Source organism: Aliivibrio sp. S3MY1, assembly GCF_028765575.1.
In the GTDB taxonomy this organism is placed as follows: Bacteria; Pseudomonadota; Gammaproteobacteria; order Enterobacterales; family Vibrionaceae; genus Aliivibrio.
Genome location: NZ_JARACO010000005.1, coordinates 161,162 through 182,687, shown reverse-complemented (window position 1 = coordinate 182,687; position 21,526 = coordinate 161,162). Strand labels below are relative to the sequence as shown.

Annotated in this window: 17 protein-coding genes and 3 tRNA genes; 10 read left to right on the top strand and 10 right to left on the bottom strand. The window is 39.3% G+C overall.

The features are described from left to right. Positions 1-404: 404 nt before the first annotated feature. The gene (locus PVK62_RS05530; RefSeq protein WP_274442522.1) at positions 405-2,030 is read left to right on the top strand and encodes a methyl-accepting chemotaxis protein; all 1,626 of its coding nucleotides are present in this window, start codon (positions 405-407) and stop codon (positions 2,028-2,030) included. Positions 2,031-2,216: 186 nt separating this feature from the next. Here the strand turns inward: PVK62_RS05530 and PVK62_RS05525 are convergent. The 5 genes from PVK62_RS05525 to hrpB form a co-directional block, all read right to left on the bottom strand. Next, a tRNA-Asn gene (locus tag PVK62_RS05525) sits at positions 2,217-2,292 on the bottom strand. A gap of 30 nt (positions 2,293-2,322) precedes the next feature. Beyond that, positions 2,323-2,398, bottom strand: a tRNA-Thr gene (locus PVK62_RS05520). 55 nt (positions 2,399-2,453) lie between these two features. Continuing rightward, a tRNA-Phe gene (locus PVK62_RS05515) sits at positions 2,454-2,529 on the bottom strand. Positions 2,530-2,729: 200 nt separating this feature from the next. Next, positions 2,730-5,105, bottom strand: coding sequence for a penicillin-binding protein 1B (gene mrcB / locus PVK62_RS05510; RefSeq protein WP_274442521.1), 2,376 nt, complete (start codon positions 5,103-5,105; stop codon positions 2,730-2,732). A gap of 23 nt (positions 5,106-5,128) precedes the next feature. Further along, positions 5,129-7,594 carry an ATP-dependent helicase HrpB gene (gene hrpB, locus PVK62_RS05505; RefSeq protein ID WP_274442520.1) on the bottom strand — a complete coding sequence of 822 codons (2,466 nt, stop codon included), beginning with the start codon at positions 7,592-7,594 and terminating at the stop codon, positions 5,129-5,131. A gap of 59 nt (positions 7,595-7,653) precedes the next feature. Between hrpB and sfsA the strand changes: the two genes are divergently transcribed. The 7 genes from sfsA to panC all read left to right on the top strand — a co-directional run bounded on the left by sfsA (position 7,654) and on the right by panC (position 13,587). Continuing rightward, positions 7,654-8,361 (top strand): DNA/RNA nuclease SfsA, encoded by a 708-nt coding sequence (gene sfsA, locus PVK62_RS05500; protein ID WP_274442519.1) that lies wholly within the window; start codon positions 7,654-7,656, stop codon positions 8,359-8,361. 162 nt (positions 8,362-8,523) lie between these two features. Continuing rightward, positions 8,524-8,973 carry an RNA polymerase-binding protein DksA gene (gene dksA / locus PVK62_RS05495; RefSeq protein WP_274442518.1) on the top strand — a complete coding sequence of 150 codons (450 nt, stop codon included), beginning with the start codon at positions 8,524-8,526 and terminating at the stop codon, positions 8,971-8,973. Between the two features lie 64 nt (positions 8,974-9,037). Then, positions 9,038-9,931 (top strand): tRNA glutamyl-Q(34) synthetase GluQRS, encoded by an 894-nt coding sequence (gene gluQRS / locus PVK62_RS05490; RefSeq protein ID WP_274442517.1) that lies wholly within the window; start codon positions 9,038-9,040, stop codon positions 9,929-9,931. 104 nt (positions 9,932-10,035) lie between these two features. Then, positions 10,036-11,388, top strand: coding sequence for a polynucleotide adenylyltransferase PcnB (pcnB, locus tag PVK62_RS05485; protein WP_274442533.1), 1,353 nt, complete (start codon positions 10,036-10,038; stop codon positions 11,386-11,388). Further along, positions 11,385-11,870: a 2-amino-4-hydroxy-6-hydroxymethyldihydropteridine diphosphokinase gene (gene folK / locus PVK62_RS05480; protein WP_274442516.1), complete on the top strand. Its 486-nt coding sequence runs from the start codon at positions 11,385-11,387 to the stop codon at positions 11,868-11,870. The genes pcnB and folK overlap by 4 nt, the downstream gene beginning before the upstream one ends. Before the next feature lie 22 nt (positions 11,871-11,892). Then, the gene (gene panB / locus PVK62_RS05475) at positions 11,893-12,687 is read left to right on the top strand and encodes a 3-methyl-2-oxobutanoate hydroxymethyltransferase (RefSeq protein WP_274442515.1); all 795 of its coding nucleotides are present in this window, start codon (positions 11,893-11,895) and stop codon (positions 12,685-12,687) included. A gap of 9 nt (positions 12,688-12,696) precedes the next feature. After that, complete coding sequence (gene panC, locus PVK62_RS05470) at positions 12,697-13,587, top strand: pantoate--beta-alanine ligase (RefSeq protein WP_274442514.1); 891 nt, start codon at positions 12,697-12,699, stop codon at positions 13,585-13,587. Positions 13,588-13,654: 67 nt separating this feature from the next. Here the strand turns inward: panC and PVK62_RS05465 are convergent, their stop codons facing one another. The 3 genes from PVK62_RS05465 to PVK62_RS05455 all read right to left on the bottom strand — a co-directional run bounded on the left by PVK62_RS05465 (position 13,655) and on the right by PVK62_RS05455 (position 17,136). Continuing rightward, positions 13,655-14,425, bottom strand: coding sequence for an ABC transporter permease (locus tag PVK62_RS05465; RefSeq protein WP_274442532.1), 771 nt, complete (start codon positions 14,423-14,425; stop codon positions 13,655-13,657). Beyond that, a complete protein-coding gene (locus PVK62_RS05460; protein ID WP_274442513.1) occupies positions 14,425-15,342 on the bottom strand; it encodes an ABC transporter ATP-binding protein in 918 nt (305 codons plus the stop codon). The genes PVK62_RS05465 and PVK62_RS05460 overlap by 1 nt, the downstream gene beginning before the upstream one ends. A gap of 138 nt (positions 15,343-15,480) precedes the next feature. After that, the gene (locus tag PVK62_RS05455; RefSeq protein ID WP_274442512.1) at positions 15,481-17,136 is read right to left on the bottom strand and encodes a SulP family inorganic anion transporter; all 1,656 of its coding nucleotides are present in this window, start codon (positions 17,134-17,136) and stop codon (positions 15,481-15,483) included. Between the two features lie 292 nt (positions 17,137-17,428). Here PVK62_RS05455 and can point away from each other — a divergent pair, with 292 nt between their 5' ends. Continuing rightward, positions 17,429-18,088 carry a carbonate dehydratase gene (can, locus tag PVK62_RS05450; protein WP_274442511.1) on the top strand — a complete coding sequence of 220 codons (660 nt, stop codon included), beginning with the start codon at positions 17,429-17,431 and terminating at the stop codon, positions 18,086-18,088. A gap of 341 nt (positions 18,089-18,429) precedes the next feature. On the opposite strand, the gene hpt is transcribed toward can, so the two are convergent. Next, positions 18,430-18,960: a hypoxanthine phosphoribosyltransferase gene (gene hpt / locus PVK62_RS05445; protein WP_274442510.1), complete on the bottom strand. Its 531-nt coding sequence runs from the start codon at positions 18,958-18,960 to the stop codon at positions 18,430-18,432. Positions 18,961-19,289: 329 nt separating this feature from the next. On the opposite strand from hpt, the gene PVK62_RS05440 reads away from it, so the two are divergent. Then, a complete protein-coding gene (locus tag PVK62_RS05440; protein ID WP_274442509.1) occupies positions 19,290-19,895 on the top strand; it encodes a TetR/AcrR family transcriptional regulator in 606 nt (201 codons plus the stop codon). A gap of 95 nt (positions 19,896-19,990) precedes the next feature. Here the strand turns inward: PVK62_RS05440 and lpdA are convergent, their stop codons facing one another. Continuing rightward, positions 19,991-21,421, bottom strand: a complete 1,431-nt coding sequence (gene lpdA / locus PVK62_RS05435; RefSeq protein ID WP_274442508.1) for a dihydrolipoyl dehydrogenase — start codon at positions 21,419-21,421, stop codon at positions 19,991-19,993. Positions 21,422-21,526: the final 105 nt, after the last annotated feature.

Sequence of the window (21,526 nt, the reverse complement as noted above, 5' to 3'; positions counted from 1 at the left end):
GCCTAAACCATCTTACTAACCCTGATTGCTAACCCCTTATGGGATGGGCTCTCCGTGTCAGTGAGGTCGCATTATAGAGAGTTCGATCACATTGGCAAGCCTTTTATCTTATTATTATTAAATATCCATTTAAATGTATAAATAGGCATCAAATTGCACAATTATGCCTCACCTTACTACTAGAAATGCCTCATTATATGACCTTACCCTTTCAATCAGCTTAATAAAGCTAAATTTACCTATTTAAAATCCAATTAAATGATGATTTAGATCCATTGATTAAAAATATAAATGCTATATAAATAAAAAAATCATTTATTGATTAGTTATTTATTAACCTTATGTATTATTTAGCCGATAAATAACTTACACCATAGCTTCAATAATTCTTAGGATAAACTAGCATGAAATTAAAAACACAATCTTACGTTCTCGCTACCATTATTTTATGCTCACTGATTATAATGACAGCGACTGTGCTGTGGACATTACGTATAGCAAGCACTCTTGATAATAAAGCTCGAGTCACTGAAATCTTTCAAACCACGTATAATTTGATTTCCAATATGGAAAAGATGGTTAAACAAGGAAAGATTGAAGAAGAAAAAGCCAAAGAGCTTACTATTACTATCTTACGTAATAACATTTATAAAGATAATGAATACGTTTATGTTGCTGATGAGAATTTAATGTTTTTAGCTGCCCCTCTTGACCCTCAACTTCACGGTACTAGTTTCCATGAATTTAGAGATAGTGAAGGCCAAAGCGTGGGAGAAATATTAAACAATGCTATTTCTAAAAATCCAACGGGGATTGCAGAATATACTTGGTCTTTAAAAATGCCTGATGGCAGCATTGATAAAAAACTTTCTATCGCAGAAAAAACGCAAGACTGGAATTGGATTGTTGGAACAGGAATTGGCGAAACAGAAGTAAATGATCGCTTTTGGGCAACCGCTCAATGGCAATTTGGTTTAGCATTCATTATTGCTAGTTTAATTTTCAGTATCCTAATGATATCGATAAAACGAATGATCTCACTACTTGGTGGAGAGCCTCGTGATGTCCACGCAGCAATTCAAACAGTAGCATCTGGTGAGATCGTAACTCAGTTTGAAACAAAAGCACCAGAAGGCAGTATTTACCAAGCAGTTCAAACCATGAATATCTCACTAGCAGCTCTAGTTCAACACCTAACTCAATCGATGTTAGCGTTAAAATCAGAACTGTCAGATGTGCACTCACGAGCAGGTACGGTTAGCCAGTTAACAGAGAGCCAGCACCAATCAACAGAAATGATAGCTACGGCAATCACTGAAATGGCTTCATCAGCCAACAATGTTGCTGAGTTAGCACAAGAAACCGCAACCAATACAGACGAAGCCGACAAACAGAGTGTTCAAACTCAAGCTCTCATCAATGCTACTGTTTATAATATAGAGGGACTCGCTGAGCAACTAAATACAGCTAGTACCGCCGTTGCTGAACTAGATAGTGATGTTAATAGTATCGTTAAGGTTCTTGATGTCATTGGGGATATTGCAGAGCAAACAAATCTACTTGCTTTGAACGCCGCAATTGAAGCAGCTCGAGCAGGAGAGCAAGGACGTGGTTTTGCTGTTGTAGCAGATGAGGTACGCAACCTAGCAGGAAGAACTCAAGACAGTACTAAAGAAATACAACAAATGATATCTAACTTGCAAGAAGGATCTCGTAACGCTATTTCGACAATGGTGATTTGTGCTGAAACAAGCAAAAATACCGTTTCAGAATCTAAAAATGCTTCAGACGCTCTACAGAAAATAGTTACTTCTCTTGAATCAATATCAAGTATGAGCCATCAAATCGCCAGTGCTTCTGAAGAACAGAAACACGTAAGTGAAGATATCACTCAACGAGTAAATATAATTGAAGAAAGTGGTCAACAGTTGGCAAGAGTTGTTGCTAAGAGTAAAGAAAGCACTCATACCCTAACTGAATTAGCTGATGATTTAGAAACTTGGTTAAACAAGTTTCGAGTGAAAAACTAGTTCACCAGAATTGAATGATAAATAGCACACCCCTTGGTGTGCTTTTTTATAACTAAACATTTATAACTAAAGAAGTGTCGCTTCTAAACAGCCATGACAAACCGGTTATTCAAATAGCTTCTATGTATGAATATATTATAACCAAAACGAAAAAAGCCTCGTCATTTCTGACGAGGCTTTCGTGTATGGCTCCCTTTGCTGGACTTGAACCAGCGACATACGGATTAACAGTCCGGCGTTCTACCAACTGAACTAAAAGGGAACAGGTGTTGCGTCTCACAAGGAGAATTAATGGTGCCGACTACCGGAGTCGAACTGGTGACCTACTGATTACAAGTCAGTTGCTCTACCTACTGAGCTAAGTCGGCACACTAATTTTTTATTGCTCGTGTTAATAACTTACTAAGCACCAACAATCTAATATGGTGCCCGGAGGCGGAATCGAACCACCGACACGAGGATTTTCAATCCTCTGCTCTACCGACTGAGCTATCCGGGCAACGAGGTGTATTAGAATGCTTTTCGGCATTAAGGTCAACTAATAATTACAAAAAAAAGTTTGTTTGATGAAAATATGCACTGAATGCTTATTTTTATGACATTTCGTCAAACAAAACATTGATAGACAACACCAAACATCACTTTATTTCGCAATCACTTAATTCTTATCAATCGCCATTAATGGTAGAAAGTACTTATTTACAGCCCAAAAATATCAGTTAGCCAAGCTGCTGGGTTATTTTTCTTCTCACATTCAGTTTTATACTGGCCGCTTTTATCCCAAATGGGTAATTTCACATTACCAGCACAATCTGCTTTTAGTGTTTTATTACTTTCTAAATCAAAACCAGCAGTAATGATCTTATTAGGCCACTGTAATTGATAGGCTTCTGGAGTTCGCATACTTAAATAATCAGCATAAACTCTTAATGCCCCACTAGAGCCTGTTAACTTCATTGGTTTATTATCATCCCGACCAAGCCAAGTGATCGCAACCTCTCTACCATCAATACCTGCATACCAACTGTCTCGTGAATCATTGCTGGTTCCTGTTTTACCCGCCAAGGCCGCCCAACTGTATTTACTATTCAAAAATCTAGCCGTTCCTTCACTTACCGTTTTTTTCATTCCATAAATAGTCAACCACGTCGCTTGCTCAGGAACGACACGTGATGAGCGAGGGAAGTTTTCATACAGTAATTCCCCGTCTGTATTTACAACGGCTTTTAACGCCGTTAAAGGTGACTTACGTCCGCCGTTGCCTAATGTTTGATACATTTGCGCTACTTGATATGGCGATAAACTAATAGACCCAAGCAACATTGATGGGACTTGATTAATCTCCTGGGCATCAACACCCAGCTTAACTAAAGTATCACTGACTTTACTCAGACCAACCATTAAACCTAAATTCACCGTTGGCACATTTAATGAACGAGAAAGCGCATAGTACAAAGGGATCTGACCTCTAAATTTACGATCGTAGTTTCTCGGTGTCCACGCTGTGCCTTTACTGCCTTTTAATGAAATTGGTTTATCATCTAATGTTGTGGCTAATGAATATTTTTCCGGATTTTCCAATGCTGATAAATAAATAGCTGGTTTAACTAAAGATCCAATTGGGCGCTTTGCATTAATCGCCCTATTAAATCCATCAAATCCAGTTCTACTACCACCGATCATCGCTCGAATTTCACCACTTTGGCGATCTACTATCACCATAGCAGACTCTAGCCCTTTACCTACTCGTTTCTCTAACTGAGGTACTGTTCGCTCAATGGCTTTTTCTGCTTTTTGCTGCGATAACGGATCAAGTGTGGTGAATACTCGTAATCCTTCACCTCGTTGATAAGCCTCTCCCGCCTTCTCTTTTAGCTCCCACTTTAGCTGTTGAAAATAAGCAGGTTGCTTGGTGGAAATACTTGCACGCTTTTTAACATCCAATGGACGACTCGCTGCCATATCGTATTGACGAGGAGAAAGAATTTCCTCTTGCATCATTAAGCGTAATACCAAATCACGACGATCTTTTACACGATCAGGAAAACGCATAGGATTGTAATACGATGGTCCTTTCACCATACCGACTAGCATAGCCAATTGATCGATCCGTAACTCTTCAATTGGACGTCCAAAATAGACTTGAGCAGCCAATCCAAAACCATGAATAGCCTCTCCCCCCGTTTGTCCTAGATAGACTTCATTTAGATAAGCTTCTAATATTCTGTCTTTGCTATAACGATAATCTAAAATCAGAGCAATATACGCTTCTCGAACTTTTCGCCATAAGGTTCTCTCACGAGATAGGAATAGGTTTTTCGCCAATTGCTGAGTTAATGTACTCCCGCCTTGGACTGTTCTTCCTGCTTTTGCATTCACCACAATCGCACGAGCAATCGCTAAGGGTGAAACGCCATCGTGCTGATAAAAATCTCTATCTTCTGTCGCTAATAGAGCATCAACCATGACTTCTGGAAATTGCTCTCTGCGTAAAAATAGGCGTTGTTGATCATCATCAGCATCCAACATACCTAAAAACTGAGGTTCAATTTGTAAAAAGCCCATTTGCTTTTTCACGGTTCTGTTCTCAATCTTTTGTAAACCATCAGAGTTAAAGTACAACATCACATGACGATCGGGTTCAGGCCCTTGCTGAAACTCAAATGGGCGGCGGATTAATTCAATTTTTGTAGACGATGACGAATACTCTCCAGGTCTCTGAGGTTGACGAACTTTCTGATATTTTAATAAATCTAACTCTCTCGTTACGGTTTGTAAGCTAATATTCTGTCCAGGTGATAGCGTCAATACGCGGCTATAGACAACCGTTGGCAAGCTAAATAACTGACCATCAAAGCGCTTCTTAACCACGGTATCTAAATAGATACCAGCAATAAATAAAATAGCGAGCATGACAAGGCTTAATTTAAAACCGAGTATCATCAGCCCTTTCCAAAAAGGACGTGACGTTTGTGCTTTTTTCTTACTCGCTGATTTTTTTTTCGTTGGCGCTTTCTTCTTTGCGGTCGCCTTTTTAGGCGCAGCCTTTACGGGTGCTTTTTTCTTTTCAGCCATGAGAGATCTTTTTAGTTAGAGAATTAAGTAAAGTGACGTTTTGTTTTTTTAGTCGCTTGATGAGTCGCAGGATCATCAGGCCAAATATGCTTTGGATAACGCCCTTTCATTTCTTTTTGTACTTCTTTATACGAACCTTGCCAAAAGCCCGCTAAATCACTGGTTGTTTGTAACGGTCTTTGTGCAGGAGATAGCAGTTCCATCACCAACTTCTTTTTTCCTTGAGCTAATAACGGAGTATGAGCCTCCCCATACACCTCTTGCATTCTAATAGAAATCTTTGGTTCAGACTGCAACTCATAGCTAATCTTTGCCTTCGTACCTGTCGGTAATAAATAATGAGTCGGTAAATATTCATTAACTAGTTTCATTTTATCCCAGCCGACATACGCTTCTAACGCATCAATGAGATTAAGTCTTTTAAGTTGCTTATCATTTTTAATACCGCTCATAAATGGTAATAACCACAGCTCTGCTCGCTCAAGTAATTGCAACTCCTGCATCAGCGGAAGGCCAATATCTGGTAGCCACTCTTCACAACAAATGAGACGAGAATGTAAAGCTTGCACTTCTTTATTCCAATCTAACACCATCATCCCTTTACGCTTGAACATACTAATCAATGCTAACGAAATTTTGTCAGGATCAGGGGAACTCATCCGCTCTTTATGAAGGATAATCGACCCTAAATACGTTCGTTTCTCAGCAAGCATTCTGCCAGATTTTTCATCCCAATCTACATGCTCTTTTTCTGTTATCAAATAAGATGAAACAGTCATTAAAGATGCTTTAGATAACGGTGCTGCAAGATAAATATAGCTGCGATTTTGACTGCCTTTTAATAAATCCACCACAACCAAGCAATCACTTTGTGCTATCGATTCAATTTCATCAACTTGCACACCATGACCATTAGCTAATTGAAACTGACCCAATGCGCCTTTTGCCATTGCTAATCTATCTGGAAAACCCGCGGCTAATACCTCACCAATAAGCTCAACCGAAGCCAATGCTTTATCTGCTTTTACCGAGAGCAAATAAGCTAAACGCTGAACTCTTTGTTGATAGTAACTCTGTTTTGGGTATCGCCCCTCAAGAAATAATGAAAAATGGTGACTAAGATCTTTCGATGAAACTGATTTCGCAGCTTCTTCTATTATTGGTAGTGCATATAACGCAGTCTGTAAGTGTGCCGCTGATTGAGTACTCGCTTGCAATAGCACCGCTGCGAGACGAGGTTCTATTGCCAATTGTTGTGATTTCTCACCGACAACAGAAAGCTGAGCATGCTTATCAATAAGTCCTAGCTGTGATAATAAGGTACGAGCTTGTTGAATATTGGCATTAGGCGGCGGAGTTAACCATTGAAGAGATTGAGGATCCGTCACTCCCCACTTAACCAATTCCAAAACTAAGGTAGAAAGATCTGATGATTCCATCTCTGGAGTTTGAACCGCGGCTTGTTGCTGATATTGAGACTCACTGTATAAACGAATACAGACACCCGGTTCTAAACGTCCTGCACGGCCTTTTCGTTGTTCCGCAGAAGATTGTGCGATCCGTTTTTTTTCTAATTTCGTAATGCCCGTTTTAGCATCAAACGTGGCTTTTTGCTCATAACCACTATCAATGACAATTCGAATGCCTTCAATCGTTAAACTGGTTTCAGCTACATTGGTCGATAATACAATTTTTCGTGTTCCCTTCAATGCAGGCTGTAACGCGTGTTGCTGCTTTTTCGCATCAAGCTGTCCATATAAAGGGGCAACTATTATTTCTGATGATAAATCCTTTAATCGTTCTTCAACTTGCCTTATTTCACCCACTCCCGATAAAAACACAAGCATCGAGCCGGTTTCATTTAACAGCGCCTTACGAATTGCTTGTTCAGTCGCTTCAATGATTCGTTGGTTTGTTTTAAGAGGGCTATAGGATGTCGTCACCGGGAACATTCGCCCATCAGATTCAATATACGCAGCATTAGGAAGTAAGTTCTGTAATGCCGCCTGATCTAATGTAGCCGACATCACTAATAATTTAAGATCATCCCTTAATGCTTCTTGTACTTCTAAAGCAAAAGCTAATGAGGTATCAGCATGAATACTTCGCTCATGATATTCATCAAAAATAAGTAACCCTACTCCTGTCAGTTCTGGATCAGATTGGATCATTCGAGTCATAACCCCTTCCGTGACAATTTCTAATCGTGTTTGAGGGCCAACTTTAGTTTCACCTTTGATTCGAAACCCAACTTGCTCACCGACGTTCTCACCTAATTGAGATGCTAAGTAACTCGCGATATTACGAGCAGCCAACCGTCTTGGCTCTAACATTATTATTTTGCCATTAATCACTTGTTCTTTTAGCAGCATTAAAGGCAGATGTGTCGACTTACCAGCGCCTGTAGATGCTTTTAAAATAAGTTGAGAATGGTTCTGTAATTTCTCAATCAGTGATGGGATCACTGTTTCAATCGGTAACTGTGACAATGGGTTCGCCCTATGGCATTATCTCGGATTAAACCATTGTACAAAAAAACAGTAGTTAAATGAAATTTGAACCTGAATTAGAATCTGGAATATTAATAAAACGCTATAAACGCTTTTTAACTGACATCAAATTACCAGATAACAGCGAACGAACGATCCATTGTGCAAATACAGGGGCAATGACTGGTTGCGCTGACGCTGGCAACACGGTGTTTTTTTCAACATCCAGTAACCAAAAGCGTAAATACCCTAATAGTTGGGAGCTTAGTGTGACAGAAAATGCTCATATAATATGCGTTAATACCATTCGAGCAAATCAATTGGTCGTGGAAGCAATTAACAATAAGCAAATTGATGAGTTAAATGAGTACAACACGCTCAAAACAGAAGTGAAATATGGCTCAGAAAATAGTCGTATTGATATTCTACTTAGTGAAGAATCTCTACCTGACTGCTATATTGAAGTAAAGAGCGTTACTTTATTAGGTAAGGAAGGTCAGGGTTATTTTCCTGACGCTGTAACCACTCGAGGACAAAAACACCTACGAGAACTGAGTGAAATGGCATTAAATGGAAAAAAATCCGTTTTATTTTTCGCTGTTTTACATTCAGGTATTGAAAAAGTATCAATCGCACACCATATAGACCAACAATATAATTCTTTATTAATAGATGCGATTGAAAGTGGGGTTACGGTTCTCTGTTACCAAGCAGAGATGTCACCAAAAGAGATGAAGATCGTGCGTAAGCTACCTTTTAGTATTTAGTTGCTTTAATAAGCAATCATTACATTCTTTTTAAGAAAAGTGCTACGTTATTGCTACTAGATCTCAATTGGTGTATTCAATATTTGATTGCCCCTTTTCTTTCTGTTATAGATAGCGGCCTCATTGGCTAGTGAAAGTCAAAGACGTTTAGGAGAAGCTGTAATGCCTGAGAGCAATACAAGAAGAACGCTAGGTATTCTAGCTATCGCTGGTGTTGAACCTTACCAAGAAAAAACTGGTGAAGAGTACATGGGCCAAGCTCAAGTTGAACACTTTACTAAGATTCTAGAAGCTTGGCGTAATCAACTTAGGGATGAAGTTGCACGCACAGTAAATCACATGAAAGACGAAGCTGCGAATTTCCCAGATCCAGTAGATCGCGCCGCTCAAGAAGAAGAATTTAGTTTAGAACTGCGTAATCGTGATCGTGAACGCCGTCTAATTAAAAAGATTGAAAAAACACTAAACAAAATTGAAGAAGAAGATTTCGGCTTCTGTGATTCTTGTGGTGTTGAAATCGGTATTCGTCGCCTAGAAGCACGCCCAACCGCTGATCTTTGTATTGACTGTAAAACACTTGCAGAAATCAAAGAAAAGCAAATGGCTGGCTAATACCAATCAAAATAATAAAAAGGGAGCGCTGGCTCCCTTTTTTACGTTTATACAGTGATATACGATGACTACTCAATACATAGGTCGCTTTGCACCATCCCCATCAGGCCCATTGCATTTTGGCTCTCTTGTTGCCGCTTTAGGTAGTTACCTGCAAGCAAAATCACAGCAAGGAAAATGGTTGGTTCGTATTGAAGACTTAGATCCACCACGAGAAATTGCTGGAGCCTCTTCCTTAATCATTCAAACCTTAGAAGCTTATGGCTTTGAGTGGGATGATGATATTGTTTACCAAAGCCAACGTCATGATATTTATCAGTCTCAAATTAACCAATGGGTTGATAAGGGTGATGCGTATTTTTGCCAATGTACTCGTAAACAAATAAAAGAAGATGGTGGGTTTTACTTAGGTCATTGTAAACATAAACACCTTTCAGAAAAAAATGCTTCTGTACGTTTAGTTATGCAGCACCCTGTTGAATCATTTTATGATATAAAGCATGGGATGATCCACATACCAACGCAGCTTGCTCAAGAAGACTTTATTATAAAACGTCGAGATGGCTTATTTGCCTACAACCTAGCCGTTGTATTGGATGATATTGACCAAGGCATTACTGAGGTAGTCCGTGGTGCTGATTTAATAGAACCTACGGGGCGTCAAATATCACTTTATCGTCAACTTAATGTAAGAGAAGTCAGTTATCTTCATTTACCACTTGCTGTTGATGAGTTAGGAAACAAATTATCCAAACAAAACTATGCGCCAGCTATTGATAACTCATGCCCAATACCAACGCTAATTGAAGCCTTGAGGTTTTTAGGTTTTGTTTTACCAAGGGACATAGAAACCGTCACATTGAATGAAATTCTTCAATGGGCAATCAAAAATTGGCAACTAAAACAGCTTCCAACTGGGCTCGAGATCACTACCCCATTCTCAAAACCCACAATTTAAGCTATGATGCACGCCTATTTTTGACTGCTCACTTGAATATCGAGGTCATTATCTTTAATCAAGTTGCCCGTTTTTGTCGTAATTTACTCAAAAACAACAGTGATATTTGCTCTACAGAGGATTTGAAACTGAACGTAATCACACGCCAAGAACATAATATTTCACGTAAAGACCTAAGCGATAATGCGCTAAAAGTACTTTACCGTTTAAGTAATGCTGGATACGACGCCTATCTCGTAGGTGGAGGTGTGCGCGACATTCTTCTAGGCCAAGAACCTAAAGATTTCGATATCGCAACCAACGCAACACCAGAGCAGATCAAAAAACTATTTAGAAACTGTCGATTGATTGGCCGACGATTCCGTCTTGCTCACATTTTATTTGGCAGAGATGTCATTGAAGTCGCTACTTTTCGTGGTCACCACAAAGAAGAAGACGATGATAAATCTGAGAAGAAAAACATCTCCGCGCAGTCAAAAGAAGGCATGCTGTTACGTGACAATGTCTATGGTACAGTTGAAGAAGATGCTCAACGCCGTGACTTTACGATTAATGCGATGTATTACAACATTGCCGATTATTCAATTCACGATTACGCCAACGGTATTGAAGACTTAAACAATAAGATAGTTCGTTTAATTGGTGATCCTGAAACCCGTTATCGCGAAGATCCGGTTCGTATGCTTCGAGCTGTTCGTTTCGCAGCCAAATTAAATATGACCATTTGTGATAAAACCGCTGAACCCATGGTTGAGTTGTCTTCTTTATTACAAGATATTCCTGCCGCTCGCTTATTTGAAGAATCATTAAAATTATTGCAAGCAGGCAAAGGGCTCGATACTTATTACATGCTGCGTAAATTTAATTTATTTCAGCAACTTTTTCCTGCGCTTACGCCTTTCTTAACCGAAAAAGGCAATAGCTCAACAGAGAAAATGATTGAGTTAGTATTACGTTCGACAGATAAACGCATTAATAGTGGCAAACGAGTTAATCCAGCCTTCATGTTTGCAGCAATGCTTTGGTACCCGTTAACAGTTAAAGCGCAAGAAATTCAAGATGAAAATCCAAAGTATGATCATTACGAATCTATTATGGAAGCGTCTAATATTATTCTTGATATTCAAGTTAAAAGTACCGCGATTCCACGCCGACTAACCGCGACAATTCGAGATGTTTGGCAGCTTCAATTGCGCTTACCTCGTCGTAATGGCAAAAGAGCATTTGTTCTTATTGACCAACAGAAATTCCGTGCAGCCTATGATTTCCTTGAAATGCGCGGAGCGGTAGAAGGTGGCGAAATAAAAGCACTTGCAGACTGGTGGACAGAATTTCAAGATGCACCGACACCACATCGTAATAATATGATCCAAGCTCTACACGGTGGTCGATCTACCGGGACACGCAAACGTCGTAGCCCATATCGTAAGAAAAAACGCACAAATAACGACTCATGATCAAAGTTATTATTGCGATTGGGAGTAATCTAGGCAACCCAGTAGAACAGGCTAAAGTTGCTATTAATGCACTCCATCAACTGCCTGACTGTAAAGTGACTGCAATTTCATCACTTTACAGTAGTTCTCCAATGGGGCCTCAAGATCAACCCGATTATATTAATGCGGTTGTTGAAATTGAAACTAACCTTGAACCATTAGACTTACTTGACCTCACTCAAAAAATTGAGCTTGAGCAAGGTCGAGTGCGTAAAGATGAACGTTGGGGACCAAGAACCCTAGATCTCGATATTATTTTATTTGGCGATCAAGTGATCGACAATGAGCGATTAACAGTGCCCCATTACGGCATGAAAGAACGTGAATTTGTTCTATATCCGCTCTCAGAAATTTATAACGATTTTACCTTTCCCGATGGCGAAACACTTTCTCAACTACTCACAAAAGTAGATAGAAATGGCTTAACTATCTGGCAAGCGTAATCGCTTTTAGTAAGGATGTTTTATGAAAAAAATCTCTATTAATGACTTAATGAAATGGAAGCAAGAAGGTCGTAAGTTTGCAACTGTAACCGCTTATGATGCTAGCTTCTCTCAACTATTTGAACAGCAAGAAATGCCTGTTTTACTTGTTGGTGATTCGTTAGGTATGGTTTTACAAGGTAAAAATGACACCTTACCTGTAACAACCGAAGAGATCGCTTACCATACTCGCTGTGTTCGTGCAGGGAGTCCAAATAGCTTAGTGATGGCTGACATGCCATTTATGAGCTATGCAACCCCTCAACAAGCCTGTGAGAACGCAGCTAAATTAATGCAAGCTGGCGCGAATATGGTAAAAATTGAAGGCGGTGAATGGATAGCAGAAACGATTAGTATCCTTGCTGAACGCGCTGTACCTGTTTGTGCGCATCTTGGTTTAACACCCCAATCAGTGAATATTTTTGGTGGTTTTAAAATCCAAGGTCGTGATCAAGAAAAAGCAGAGCAAATGGTAAAAGATGCCCTAACGCTTGAAAAAGCTGGCGCTCAAATTATTTTACTCGAATGTGTTCCAGCCTCTCTTGCTGAGCGTATCACTAAAGCGTGTAGCGTTCCGGTAATTGGTATTGGTGCAGGTAACAGCACTGACGGTCAAATCTTAGTTATGCACGACATGTTCGGTATATCTGCGAACTACATGCCAAAATTCTCCAAGAACTTCTTAGCTGAAACTGGCGACATCCGCACTGCTGTGACTAAATATATTCAAGATGTTGAGCAAGGGATATTCCCAGCGGCTGAACATACATTTAATTAAGGGCCCGTAATGGACATTTTTGCTGATATTCTACCATTGCGTGAACACATTAAGACTTGGAAACGCGAAGGCAAACGTATTGCTTTTGTGCCTACCATGGGTAACTTACATGAAGGCCATCTTACGCTTGTTCGCACCGCACGTGAACACGCAGATATTGTTGTTGCTAGTATTTTTGTTAACCCTATGCAATTCAATAATAATGATGATCTAAATAACTACCCTCGTACTATTGATGACGATATTGAAAAGCTAACGGCAGAGAAAGTAGATTTAGTTTTCACTCCAACACCTGAAATCATGTATCCAGAAGGATTAGATAAGCAGACGGTTGTCGATGTTCCTATTATTTCCACTATCTTAGAAGGCGCGTCACGCCCTGGACACTTTAAAGGTGTCTCTACGGTAGTAAACAAACTTTTCAACATCGTTCAGCCAGATGTAGCTTGTTTTGGTGAGAAAGATTTTCAGCAGCTTGCTCTTATCCGCCAAATGGTAATTGATATGGCCTTAGATATCGAGATTGTTGGTGTAGCGACGGTACGTGAAGCTGATAGTTTGGCAATGAGCTCTCGTAATAATCTTCTGACCTTAAATGAACGTCAGAGAGCCCCTGTTTTAGCGCGTACAATGCGCTGGATCAGCAGTCAAATGCGTGGCGGACGTACTGATTATGACTCATTAATTGAAGATGCAAGTGATCAACTGCGTGCGGCTGATTTGCAACCTGATGAAATCTTCATTCGTGACGCAAGAACGCTTCAAGAACCAACAGAAGAAACGACTCAAGCCGTTATCCTTATGGCAGCCTTCCTTGGTCAAGTTCGCTTGATTGATAACTTAGTGGTTGAACTTCATATTGCCGCTGAAGAAGAAGAAGAAGAAGAAACAGAAGAATAATTAACGACCAAACAAAAAGGCAGATGATCACTGATCACCTGCCTTTTTTATTGTCCTGATATTAATATTAACTTCTAAGGCCTGTACCTTTAGAGATCAAGTGTAGAGCCACACCATAAAGCACCACAATAAATGCCGTTAATACCGTAAACGCAGTACCGATACCGACATCAGAAACCCCTAAAAAACCATAACGGAATGCATTTACCATATAAACGATCGGGTTTAATTTAGATACCCCTTGCCAGAATTCAGGCAGCAAACTAATAGAGTAAAACACCCCACCTAAATATGTTAATGGCGTTAAAATAAATGTCGGAATTATACTGATATCATCAAATGTTCTCGCGAACACCGCATTAATTAATCCACCCAAAGAGAACACAATGGATGTCATTAATACGGTTAGCATAATGACACCAAGATGAGCTATTTGAATATCAACAAAAAACAGAGAGACACAAGTAACCAAAGCTCCAACTAATAAACCACGAACAACACCACCACCAACAAAACCAGCAATAATGATGTAGTTAGGCACTGGAGCAACTAATAGCTCTTCTATATTTTTTTGAAACTTGGCGCTAAAAAATGAAGACGCGACGTTAGAATAAGAGTTAGTGATCACAGACATCATGATCAAGCCAGGAACAATATATTCCATATAGCTAAAGCCGCTCATTTCACCAATGCGAGAACCAATCAAGTTACCAAAAATAATAAAGTAAAGAGTCATGGTGATCGCAGGGGGCACTAAGGTTTGCACCCAAATACGAGTAAATCGATTTATCTCTTTAGATATAAGGCTTTTGAATGCTGTCCAATATAAGTTCATCATCATTTAGCTTCTCCACTACGGACGATACTAACAAATAGCTCTTCTAATCGATTCGCTTTGTTTCTCATAGAAAGTACGTTAACGCCTTGATGATTTAGTTGCTCAAAAAGATAATTTAATCCTTGAGATTTATCGATTTCAACCTCAACAGATCCTTCTTTACTGCTTGTTACTTTCGCGCCTTCCAGCTTAGGAATAGGGCTACCTTCCGCTAAATCTAAAATAAAGGTCTCTACTTGAAGTTTGTTAAGCAGCCGTTTCATTGACGTATTTTCGATGACTTCACCTTTATTAATAATACCGATATTTCGACATAGCATTTCAGCTTCTTCAAGATAATGCGTAGTGAGAATAATAGTGACACCTTGTTCGTTGATCTGCTTTAAAAACTCCCACATAGAACGACGCAATTCAATATCAACACCAGCGGTTGGTTCATCAAGAATTAGTAGTTTTGGCTCATGCATTAATGCGCGAGCAATCATTAAGCGACGTTTCATACCTCCAGATAAATTACGTGCACGCTCATCTTTCTTGTCCCAAAGATCAAGCTGAGATAAGTATTTTTTAGCTCGTTCTTTAGCCAGAGTTCGAGAGACACCATAATAACCCGCTTGTTGTATAACTATCTGCTGCACGGTTTCAAATGGATTAAAATTAAACTCTTGAGGTACTAATCCAATCTGCTGTTTTGCTTGAACCAAATGAATATCGATATCATAACCAAACACCTTAACTCGGCCAGAGGTTTTATTTACAAGTGAACTGATAACCCCGATAGTCGTTGATTTCCCTGCCCCATTTGGTCCTAACAAGGCATAAAAATCACCTTGTTCAACCGTTAAATCTACGCCCTTTAGAGCCTCAAAGCCCCCTGCATAGGTTTTTTTTAACTGTTCTATTTCTAATGCGTACATATATTTACCCAGTACCTAGATTAATCATCTATTAATAATAGTTAGCTTATCGTTGAATGACGATTCAAGCAAATTTGAAAAATCTGCTCATCAGAGTTCGTCCCTCAACAGCTAATTAAGATCTATTACATTAATGAGTTACTCTTCACTAGGCGAAACGTAGTTAATCGCAGACGTCAGCGCCTCATAACGAAATTTAAACGTATTCTCACTAGGAACTAGGTCCGTAATATGAAACTTCTCTAGTTGCTCTCTTGTTTGCTTATTTGGACACAGTAAATACACTTTACAATTGGCATCTAATGCATCATTAATCGCATTCTCTAACGCCAATCCTACCGTAACATCAATCATGGGAACGTCGGTTAAATCTAAAATCATCACCTCATAATCAGAAATACTTGTGTGCTGACGTGAGATAGCTTTTGAGACACTGAAAATCATTGGTCCCGATAAGTAGAAGAACAGAACTTTTCCATTAGCTTTATCCAATAAACCTCTCTCGCTCTCAGTAAGAGGCACATCATCTTCATCGGCATCACTAATCGCTTTAACTTGGCGAGCTTGCTCACGACTTAAACGTTCAATAATAATGATATTAGAAATAAAAACACCAAGACCAACGGCGACAATTAAATCGACAAATACCGTCAGTAGCATTACACCGTACATGATGGCCATGCCGGTAAAACTGACTTTATGTGCTCTTTGGATAAAGCTCCAATCAAGAATATTAAAGCCGACATAAACGGCAATACCCGCAAGAACGGCCATTGGGATCGGTTCTGTTAATCCACCCGCGACCAATACTACCAAAGCAAGTACGGCAGCCCTAAATACACCGGACAATGGTGAGCGAGCACCCACTTGAATATTAGTAACCGTCCCCATTGTTGCACCAGCTCCAGGCAGTGCACCAAATAAACCAGAGATCATATTTGCTAAACCTTGGCCTCGTAGTTCTTTATCTGAGTCATGCTCTTTACGTGTTAATGAATCACCAATAACAGCGGTTAATAGCGTATCAATACACCCTAATGTACCTAGCACTAAAGCATCAATGACCATGGTCATAAACATATCACTGTTAATGGTAGGAATGACAATGGAAGGTAAGCCTGCGGGGATCTCTCCGATCCGACGAATAGAATCGGTATCAAAAATAATGACTGAAATAAGCGTAACAGCAACTAAAGCAACCAATTGGGCTGGAACATATTTACGATACTGCTGAGGAAAAAGAAACAAAACACCAAGCGTCAATACGCCAAGAAAGAGTTCTTTAATATCTAAATGCGCTAATGTATCAGGTAAAGCAGTCAACGTCCCTATAACACCACCTACTGGTGCAGCATGACCAAGCAAAGGGGAAAGCTGTAAGATAATGAGAATTACGCCGATGCCTGACATAAAACCGGAAATAACACTGTATGGCATTAAAGTGATGTACTTACCCAACTTTAAAGTACCAAGGAGGATCTGAAATGCACCAGCCATCATCACAACGGTAAACGTCATTGCAAGACCAGTCTCAGGGTATTTAGCGACCATGCTCGTTAAGACCGCGGTCATAATGACTGTCATTGGGCCCGTTGGTTCGGAGATTAATGTTGAAGAACCACCAAATAGAGAAGCAAAAAGCCCCACCATGATTGCTCCCCAAAGCCCAGCTTCAGCCCCTGCTCCTGAAGCAACACCAAAGGCTAATGCCAAAGGCAGTGATATGATGGCTGTCGTTACCCCACCAAATAAATCACCTTTAAAGTTTACACTTTCAAATCGTTGCCCAAACACCGTTAGCTCCCTGTTTATAAACTCGTATCACCATTAATTTAACAAAAGTTATTCATCTCTCATAACTATTAATTAGAACTTATGCCTTCAGTTTATGTCTTATCTATCTAATTAATGCTTCTGTCGCTTCTTTTAACCTATCTACTCGTCAGATGAGTACTTTTCATGCAAGTTTTTAGCAGATTGAAATTGTAACATTGTGTATAGTAAATAAACCTGTTGACGTTTTTAACAGAAAGAAGTGTAAGGGTTCTCCTTGCTTCTTATGCATTTAAGGAATGAGAAATTTAAAATGCCAGAAATTAAAGAGCTTTTTGAAAATAATTCTAAATGGGCAAAATCAATTAAAGCGGGACGCCCTGAGTTTTTTTCCCAGCTTGAGGAAGGACAAAGCCCTGGCTTTTTATGGATTGGTTGCTCTGATAGCCGAGTTCCTGCAGAACGTTTAACCGGGCTTTATTCAGGTGAGTTGTTTGTTCACCGCAACGTAGCCAACCAAGTCATTCATACTGATTTAAATTGCCTATCTGTTTTGCAATATGCCGTCGATGTTTTAAAGATTAAACACATCATTGTTTGCGGTCATTACGGTTGTGGGGGAGTAAATGCTGCGATTGATAATCCTCCGTTGGGATTAATCAATAACTGGTTGCTACATATTAGAGACCTATTTCTAAAACACAGAACCATATTTGGTAGCCTCCCTCGTGAAAAATGGGGCGATAAACTGTGTGAGATAAATGTCGCAGAACAAGTATATAATGTAGGTAACTCCACGATTATGCAGACCGCTTGGGAACGAGGGCAAGACGTTCAAGTTCATGGTGTAGTCTATGGTATGGGAGATGGCGTCTTAACGGACCTTGGGGTTAAAGGTCATAGCCGAGAATCACTAGAGATCTCATATCAAGCCGCAATGTCTGTTATTACACAGGCTAGTGGTGAAAAATAAAAGGGCTGTAGTACCCCCTTTATTATAAAAATATAGCCAGAGAAAAATTCACCTCTACTTTCTCTGGCTTAATATTACGTTGCTATTCTCAAACTCAAACGACATAGTGGTGGCGCAACACATTTTGTATGAATGAATAACTGTCATGTTGACCCCCTAAAACGTAAAATGCATTCTATAAATGGGTTAGTTGTAAAATTTATAATATAACACCGAACTTTAAACCATATTATATAATTGATAGATGTAACAATAAAAAAGCCGAAGGCACAAATGCATCTTCGACTTTTTATATTTAAAATAATCTAATTACTTTAAATTACTGTTATTCAATATTGATATTACTCTTGTGGTACCACTTTACCAATATAAGGTAAGTTACGGTATTTTTGAGCGTAATCAATACCTACACCAACAACAAATTCATCAGGGATTGAAAAACCAATCCAATCTACTTTTACTTCAACTTCACGGCGAGAAGGTTTATCAAGCAACGTGCAAATAGTGATTGAGTTAGGCTCACGAATAGACAAGATCTCGCATACCTTACTTAACGTATTACCCGTATCAATAATATCTTCAACCAGCAAAATATCTTTGCCTTTAATGTCATCATCAAGATCTTTTAGGATGCGTACATCACGTGTACTTTCCATGCTATTGCCATAGCTTGATGCTGTCATAAAGTCCACCGTCATTGGCGTATCAATCGCTCGTGCTAAGTCAGCCATAAATACAAACGAACCGCGTAGTAAACCAACCATAACTAGGCCATCAGATGCCTTATAGTACTCTGTAATTTGCTGTCCTAATTCTTTAACGCGTTGGTTAACCTCTTGCTCAGAGATCATTACCTCTACTGTATGCTTCATACCATCTCACTTTATTCATTAAACCTACCGACGGTAGGACTTAGACCTATACAGTTTACAACAAAAACTACAAATAAATTCGTTCAATTTCAAAAGTTTTTTATACTACTTTGTGATTAACCCACAATACTTTATAAAACAGATGCTGTTAAAATATGTTTATACGGTAAATAATTGCAATTTTAAAAAATAACCTTTAACTCCGTCATATTTTCAATTGATAAGGTGAATAGTTGTTGAATATATAAACAGCCTTATGTAAGGTTATTGAGCATAATAATAATAAAACCCTATAAAAAATAATAATTTGTTGGCAAGGATATAATAAAATGGATACGATCCAAAAAAGGCCTAGAACAAGGCTATCTCCAGAAAAGCGTAAAGAACAACTGCTTGATATTGCAATTGAGGTATTCTCACAACGTGGTATTGGCCGTGGCGGCCATGCTGATATTGCTGAAATAGCACAAGTATCAGTAGCAACGGTATTTAATTACTTCCCAACAAGAGAAGATCTTGTTGATGATGTATTAAATAAAGTTGAAGAGCAGTTCCACCTATTTGTACAAAACTCTATTTCTCTTGAACTTGATGTTCGTACAAACCTTCATACCCTTTTAATGAACATTATTGATTCAGTTCGCTCTGACAATAAATGGATTAAAGTTTGGTTTGAATGGAGCACATCAACACGTGAAGAGGTGTGGCCTTTATTCTTAAGTACTCATGTGAATAATCAAAAGATCATTTGTACTATGTTTGCTGAAGGTATTGAGAGAAATGAGGTATGTAACGATCATACTCCTGAGAACTTAACAAAAATGCTGCATGGCATTTGCTACTCAGTTTTCATTCAAGCGAACCGAAACAATTCCCCTGAAGAGTTAGAAGATACCGCAAATTGTTTCTTAAATATGCTGTGTATTTATAAATAATATTCAGAATAACATTCAGGAATGTGATAATAAAAAAAAACCGCTGAGTAATCAGCGGTTTTTTTATATTTAAACTTTAATGGTTTGAGAGAAAATTATTTTTTTCTCTTCACTGCTTTTGCATTTGGAAGATCGGTAATAGAACCTTCGTAGATTTCAGCAGCCATACCAATTGATTCATGCAATGTTGGGTGAGCATGGATCGTTAGTGCGATATCTTCTGCATCACAACCCATTTCGATTGCAAGGCCAATTTCACCAAGAAGTTCACCAGCATTAGTACCAACAATAGCACCACCGATAACACGGTTAGTGTCTTTATCAAAAAGAAGCTTCGTTAGACCATCAGCACAATCTGAAGCGATTGCACGGCCTGATGCTGCCCAAGGGAAGCTTGCAGCTTCATAGTTAATGCCTTCAGCTTTTGCTTCTTTCTCTGTTTTACCAACCCACGCGACTTCTGGCTCAGTGTAAGCAATTGAAGGAATCACTTTAGGATCGAAGTAGTGCTTCTTACCAGAGATAACTTCAGCAGCAACGTGACCTTCATGCACACCTTTGTGAGCAAGCATAGGTTGACCTACGATATCACCAATAGCGTGGATATGAGGTACATTAGTACGCATTTGCTTATCAACATTAATGAAACCACGTTCATCAACAGCAACGCCCGCTTTTTCTGCGTCTAGTAGACCACCGTTTGGAACACGGCCGATAGCAACAAGAACGGCATCATAGCGCTCAGCTTCTGCTGGGGCTTTTTTGCCTTCCATTGAAACGTAGATACCATCTTCTTTGGCTTCAACGGCTGTCACTTTCGTTTCAAGCATTAAGTTGAACTTCTTGCTCACACGCTTAGTGTAAACTTTAACGATATCTTTATCTGCAGCAGGGATTACTTGGTCAAACATTTCTACAACGTCAACTTGAGAACCTAGTGCATGATAAACCGTACCCATTTCTAGACCGATGATACCACCTCCCATAATAAGCAGTTTCTTAGGAACTTCTTTAAGCTCAAGTGCATCCGTTGAATCCCAAATACGTGGGTCTTCATGTGGAATGAACGGTAGCTTAATTGGACGAGAACCCGCAGCAACAATCGCATTATCAAAATTAATTGTTGTATTACCATCTTCACCTGCAACTTCAATCGTGTTAGCGCCAGTAAATTTACCAAGGCCATTTACGACTGTTACTTTACGCATCTTAGCCATACCGCCAAGACCGCCAGTCAGTTGAGTTACCACTTTTTCTTTCCATAAACGGATCTTATCGATGTCCGTTTGAGGCTCACCAAATACGATGCCATGATCTGCCATCGCTTTTGCTTCTTCAATAACTTTAGCTACGTGAAGTAACGCTTTTGATGGGATACAACCAACGTTCAAACATACACCACCAAGTGTGTTGTAACGTTCAACGATAACTGTTTCTAAACCTAAATCTGCACAACGGAATGCTGCAGAGTAACCAGCAGGACCGGCACCAAGTACCACAACTTGGGCTTTAATTTCTTTGCTCATTTTGACCTCGTTATAGTCATTTCCCTAACAGGCTGACCGATGTTCTAGTATTGTTTTCAGACTGCGTTTATTTTACATATATGTTAACAGTGTGAAAGCAAGATG

What these genes read in the sequence shown, in the direction of transcription:
- hpt (WP_274442510.1), bottom strand. Translation starts at nt 18,960, where the DNA reads ATGAAGCATACAGTAGAGGTAATGATCTCTGAGCAAGAGGTTAACCAA.
- sfsA (WP_274442519.1), top strand. Translation starts at nt 7,654, where the DNA reads ATGAAATTTGAACCTGAATTAGAATCTGGAATATTAATAAAACGCTAT.
- gluQRS (WP_274442517.1), top strand. Translation starts at nt 9,038, where the DNA reads ATGACTACTCAATACATAGGTCGCTTTGCACCATCCCCATCAGGCCCA.
- folK (WP_274442516.1), top strand. Translation starts at nt 11,385, where the DNA reads ATGATCAAAGTTATTATTGCGATTGGGAGTAATCTAGGCAACCCAGTA.
- lpdA (WP_274442508.1), bottom strand. Translation starts at nt 21,421, where the DNA reads ATGAGCAAAGAAATTAAAGCCCAAGTTGTGGTACTTGGTGCCGGTCCT.
- PVK62_RS05465 (WP_274442532.1), bottom strand. Translation starts at nt 14,425, where the DNA reads ATGATGAACTTATATTGGACAGCATTCAAAAGCCTTATATCTAAAGAG.
- PVK62_RS05440 (WP_274442509.1), top strand. Translation starts at nt 19,290, where the DNA reads ATGGATACGATCCAAAAAAGGCCTAGAACAAGGCTATCTCCAGAAAAG.
- panC (WP_274442514.1), top strand. Translation starts at nt 12,697, where the DNA reads ATGGACATTTTTGCTGATATTCTACCATTGCGTGAACACATTAAGACT.
- panB (WP_274442515.1), top strand. Translation starts at nt 11,893, where the DNA reads ATGAAAAAAATCTCTATTAATGACTTAATGAAATGGAAGCAAGAAGGT.
- mrcB (WP_274442521.1), bottom strand. Translation starts at nt 5,105, where the DNA reads ATGGCTGAAAAGAAAAAAGCACCCGTAAAGGCTGCGCCTAAAAAGGCG.
- can (WP_274442511.1), top strand. Translation starts at nt 17,429, where the DNA reads ATGCCAGAAATTAAAGAGCTTTTTGAAAATAATTCTAAATGGGCAAAA.
- PVK62_RS05460 (WP_274442513.1), bottom strand. Translation starts at nt 15,342, where the DNA reads ATGTACGCATTAGAAATAGAACAGTTAAAAAAAACCTATGCAGGGGGC.
- PVK62_RS05530 (WP_274442522.1), top strand. Translation starts at nt 405, where the DNA reads ATGAAATTAAAAACACAATCTTACGTTCTCGCTACCATTATTTTATGC.
- dksA (WP_274442518.1), top strand. Translation starts at nt 8,524, where the DNA reads ATGCCTGAGAGCAATACAAGAAGAACGCTAGGTATTCTAGCTATCGCT.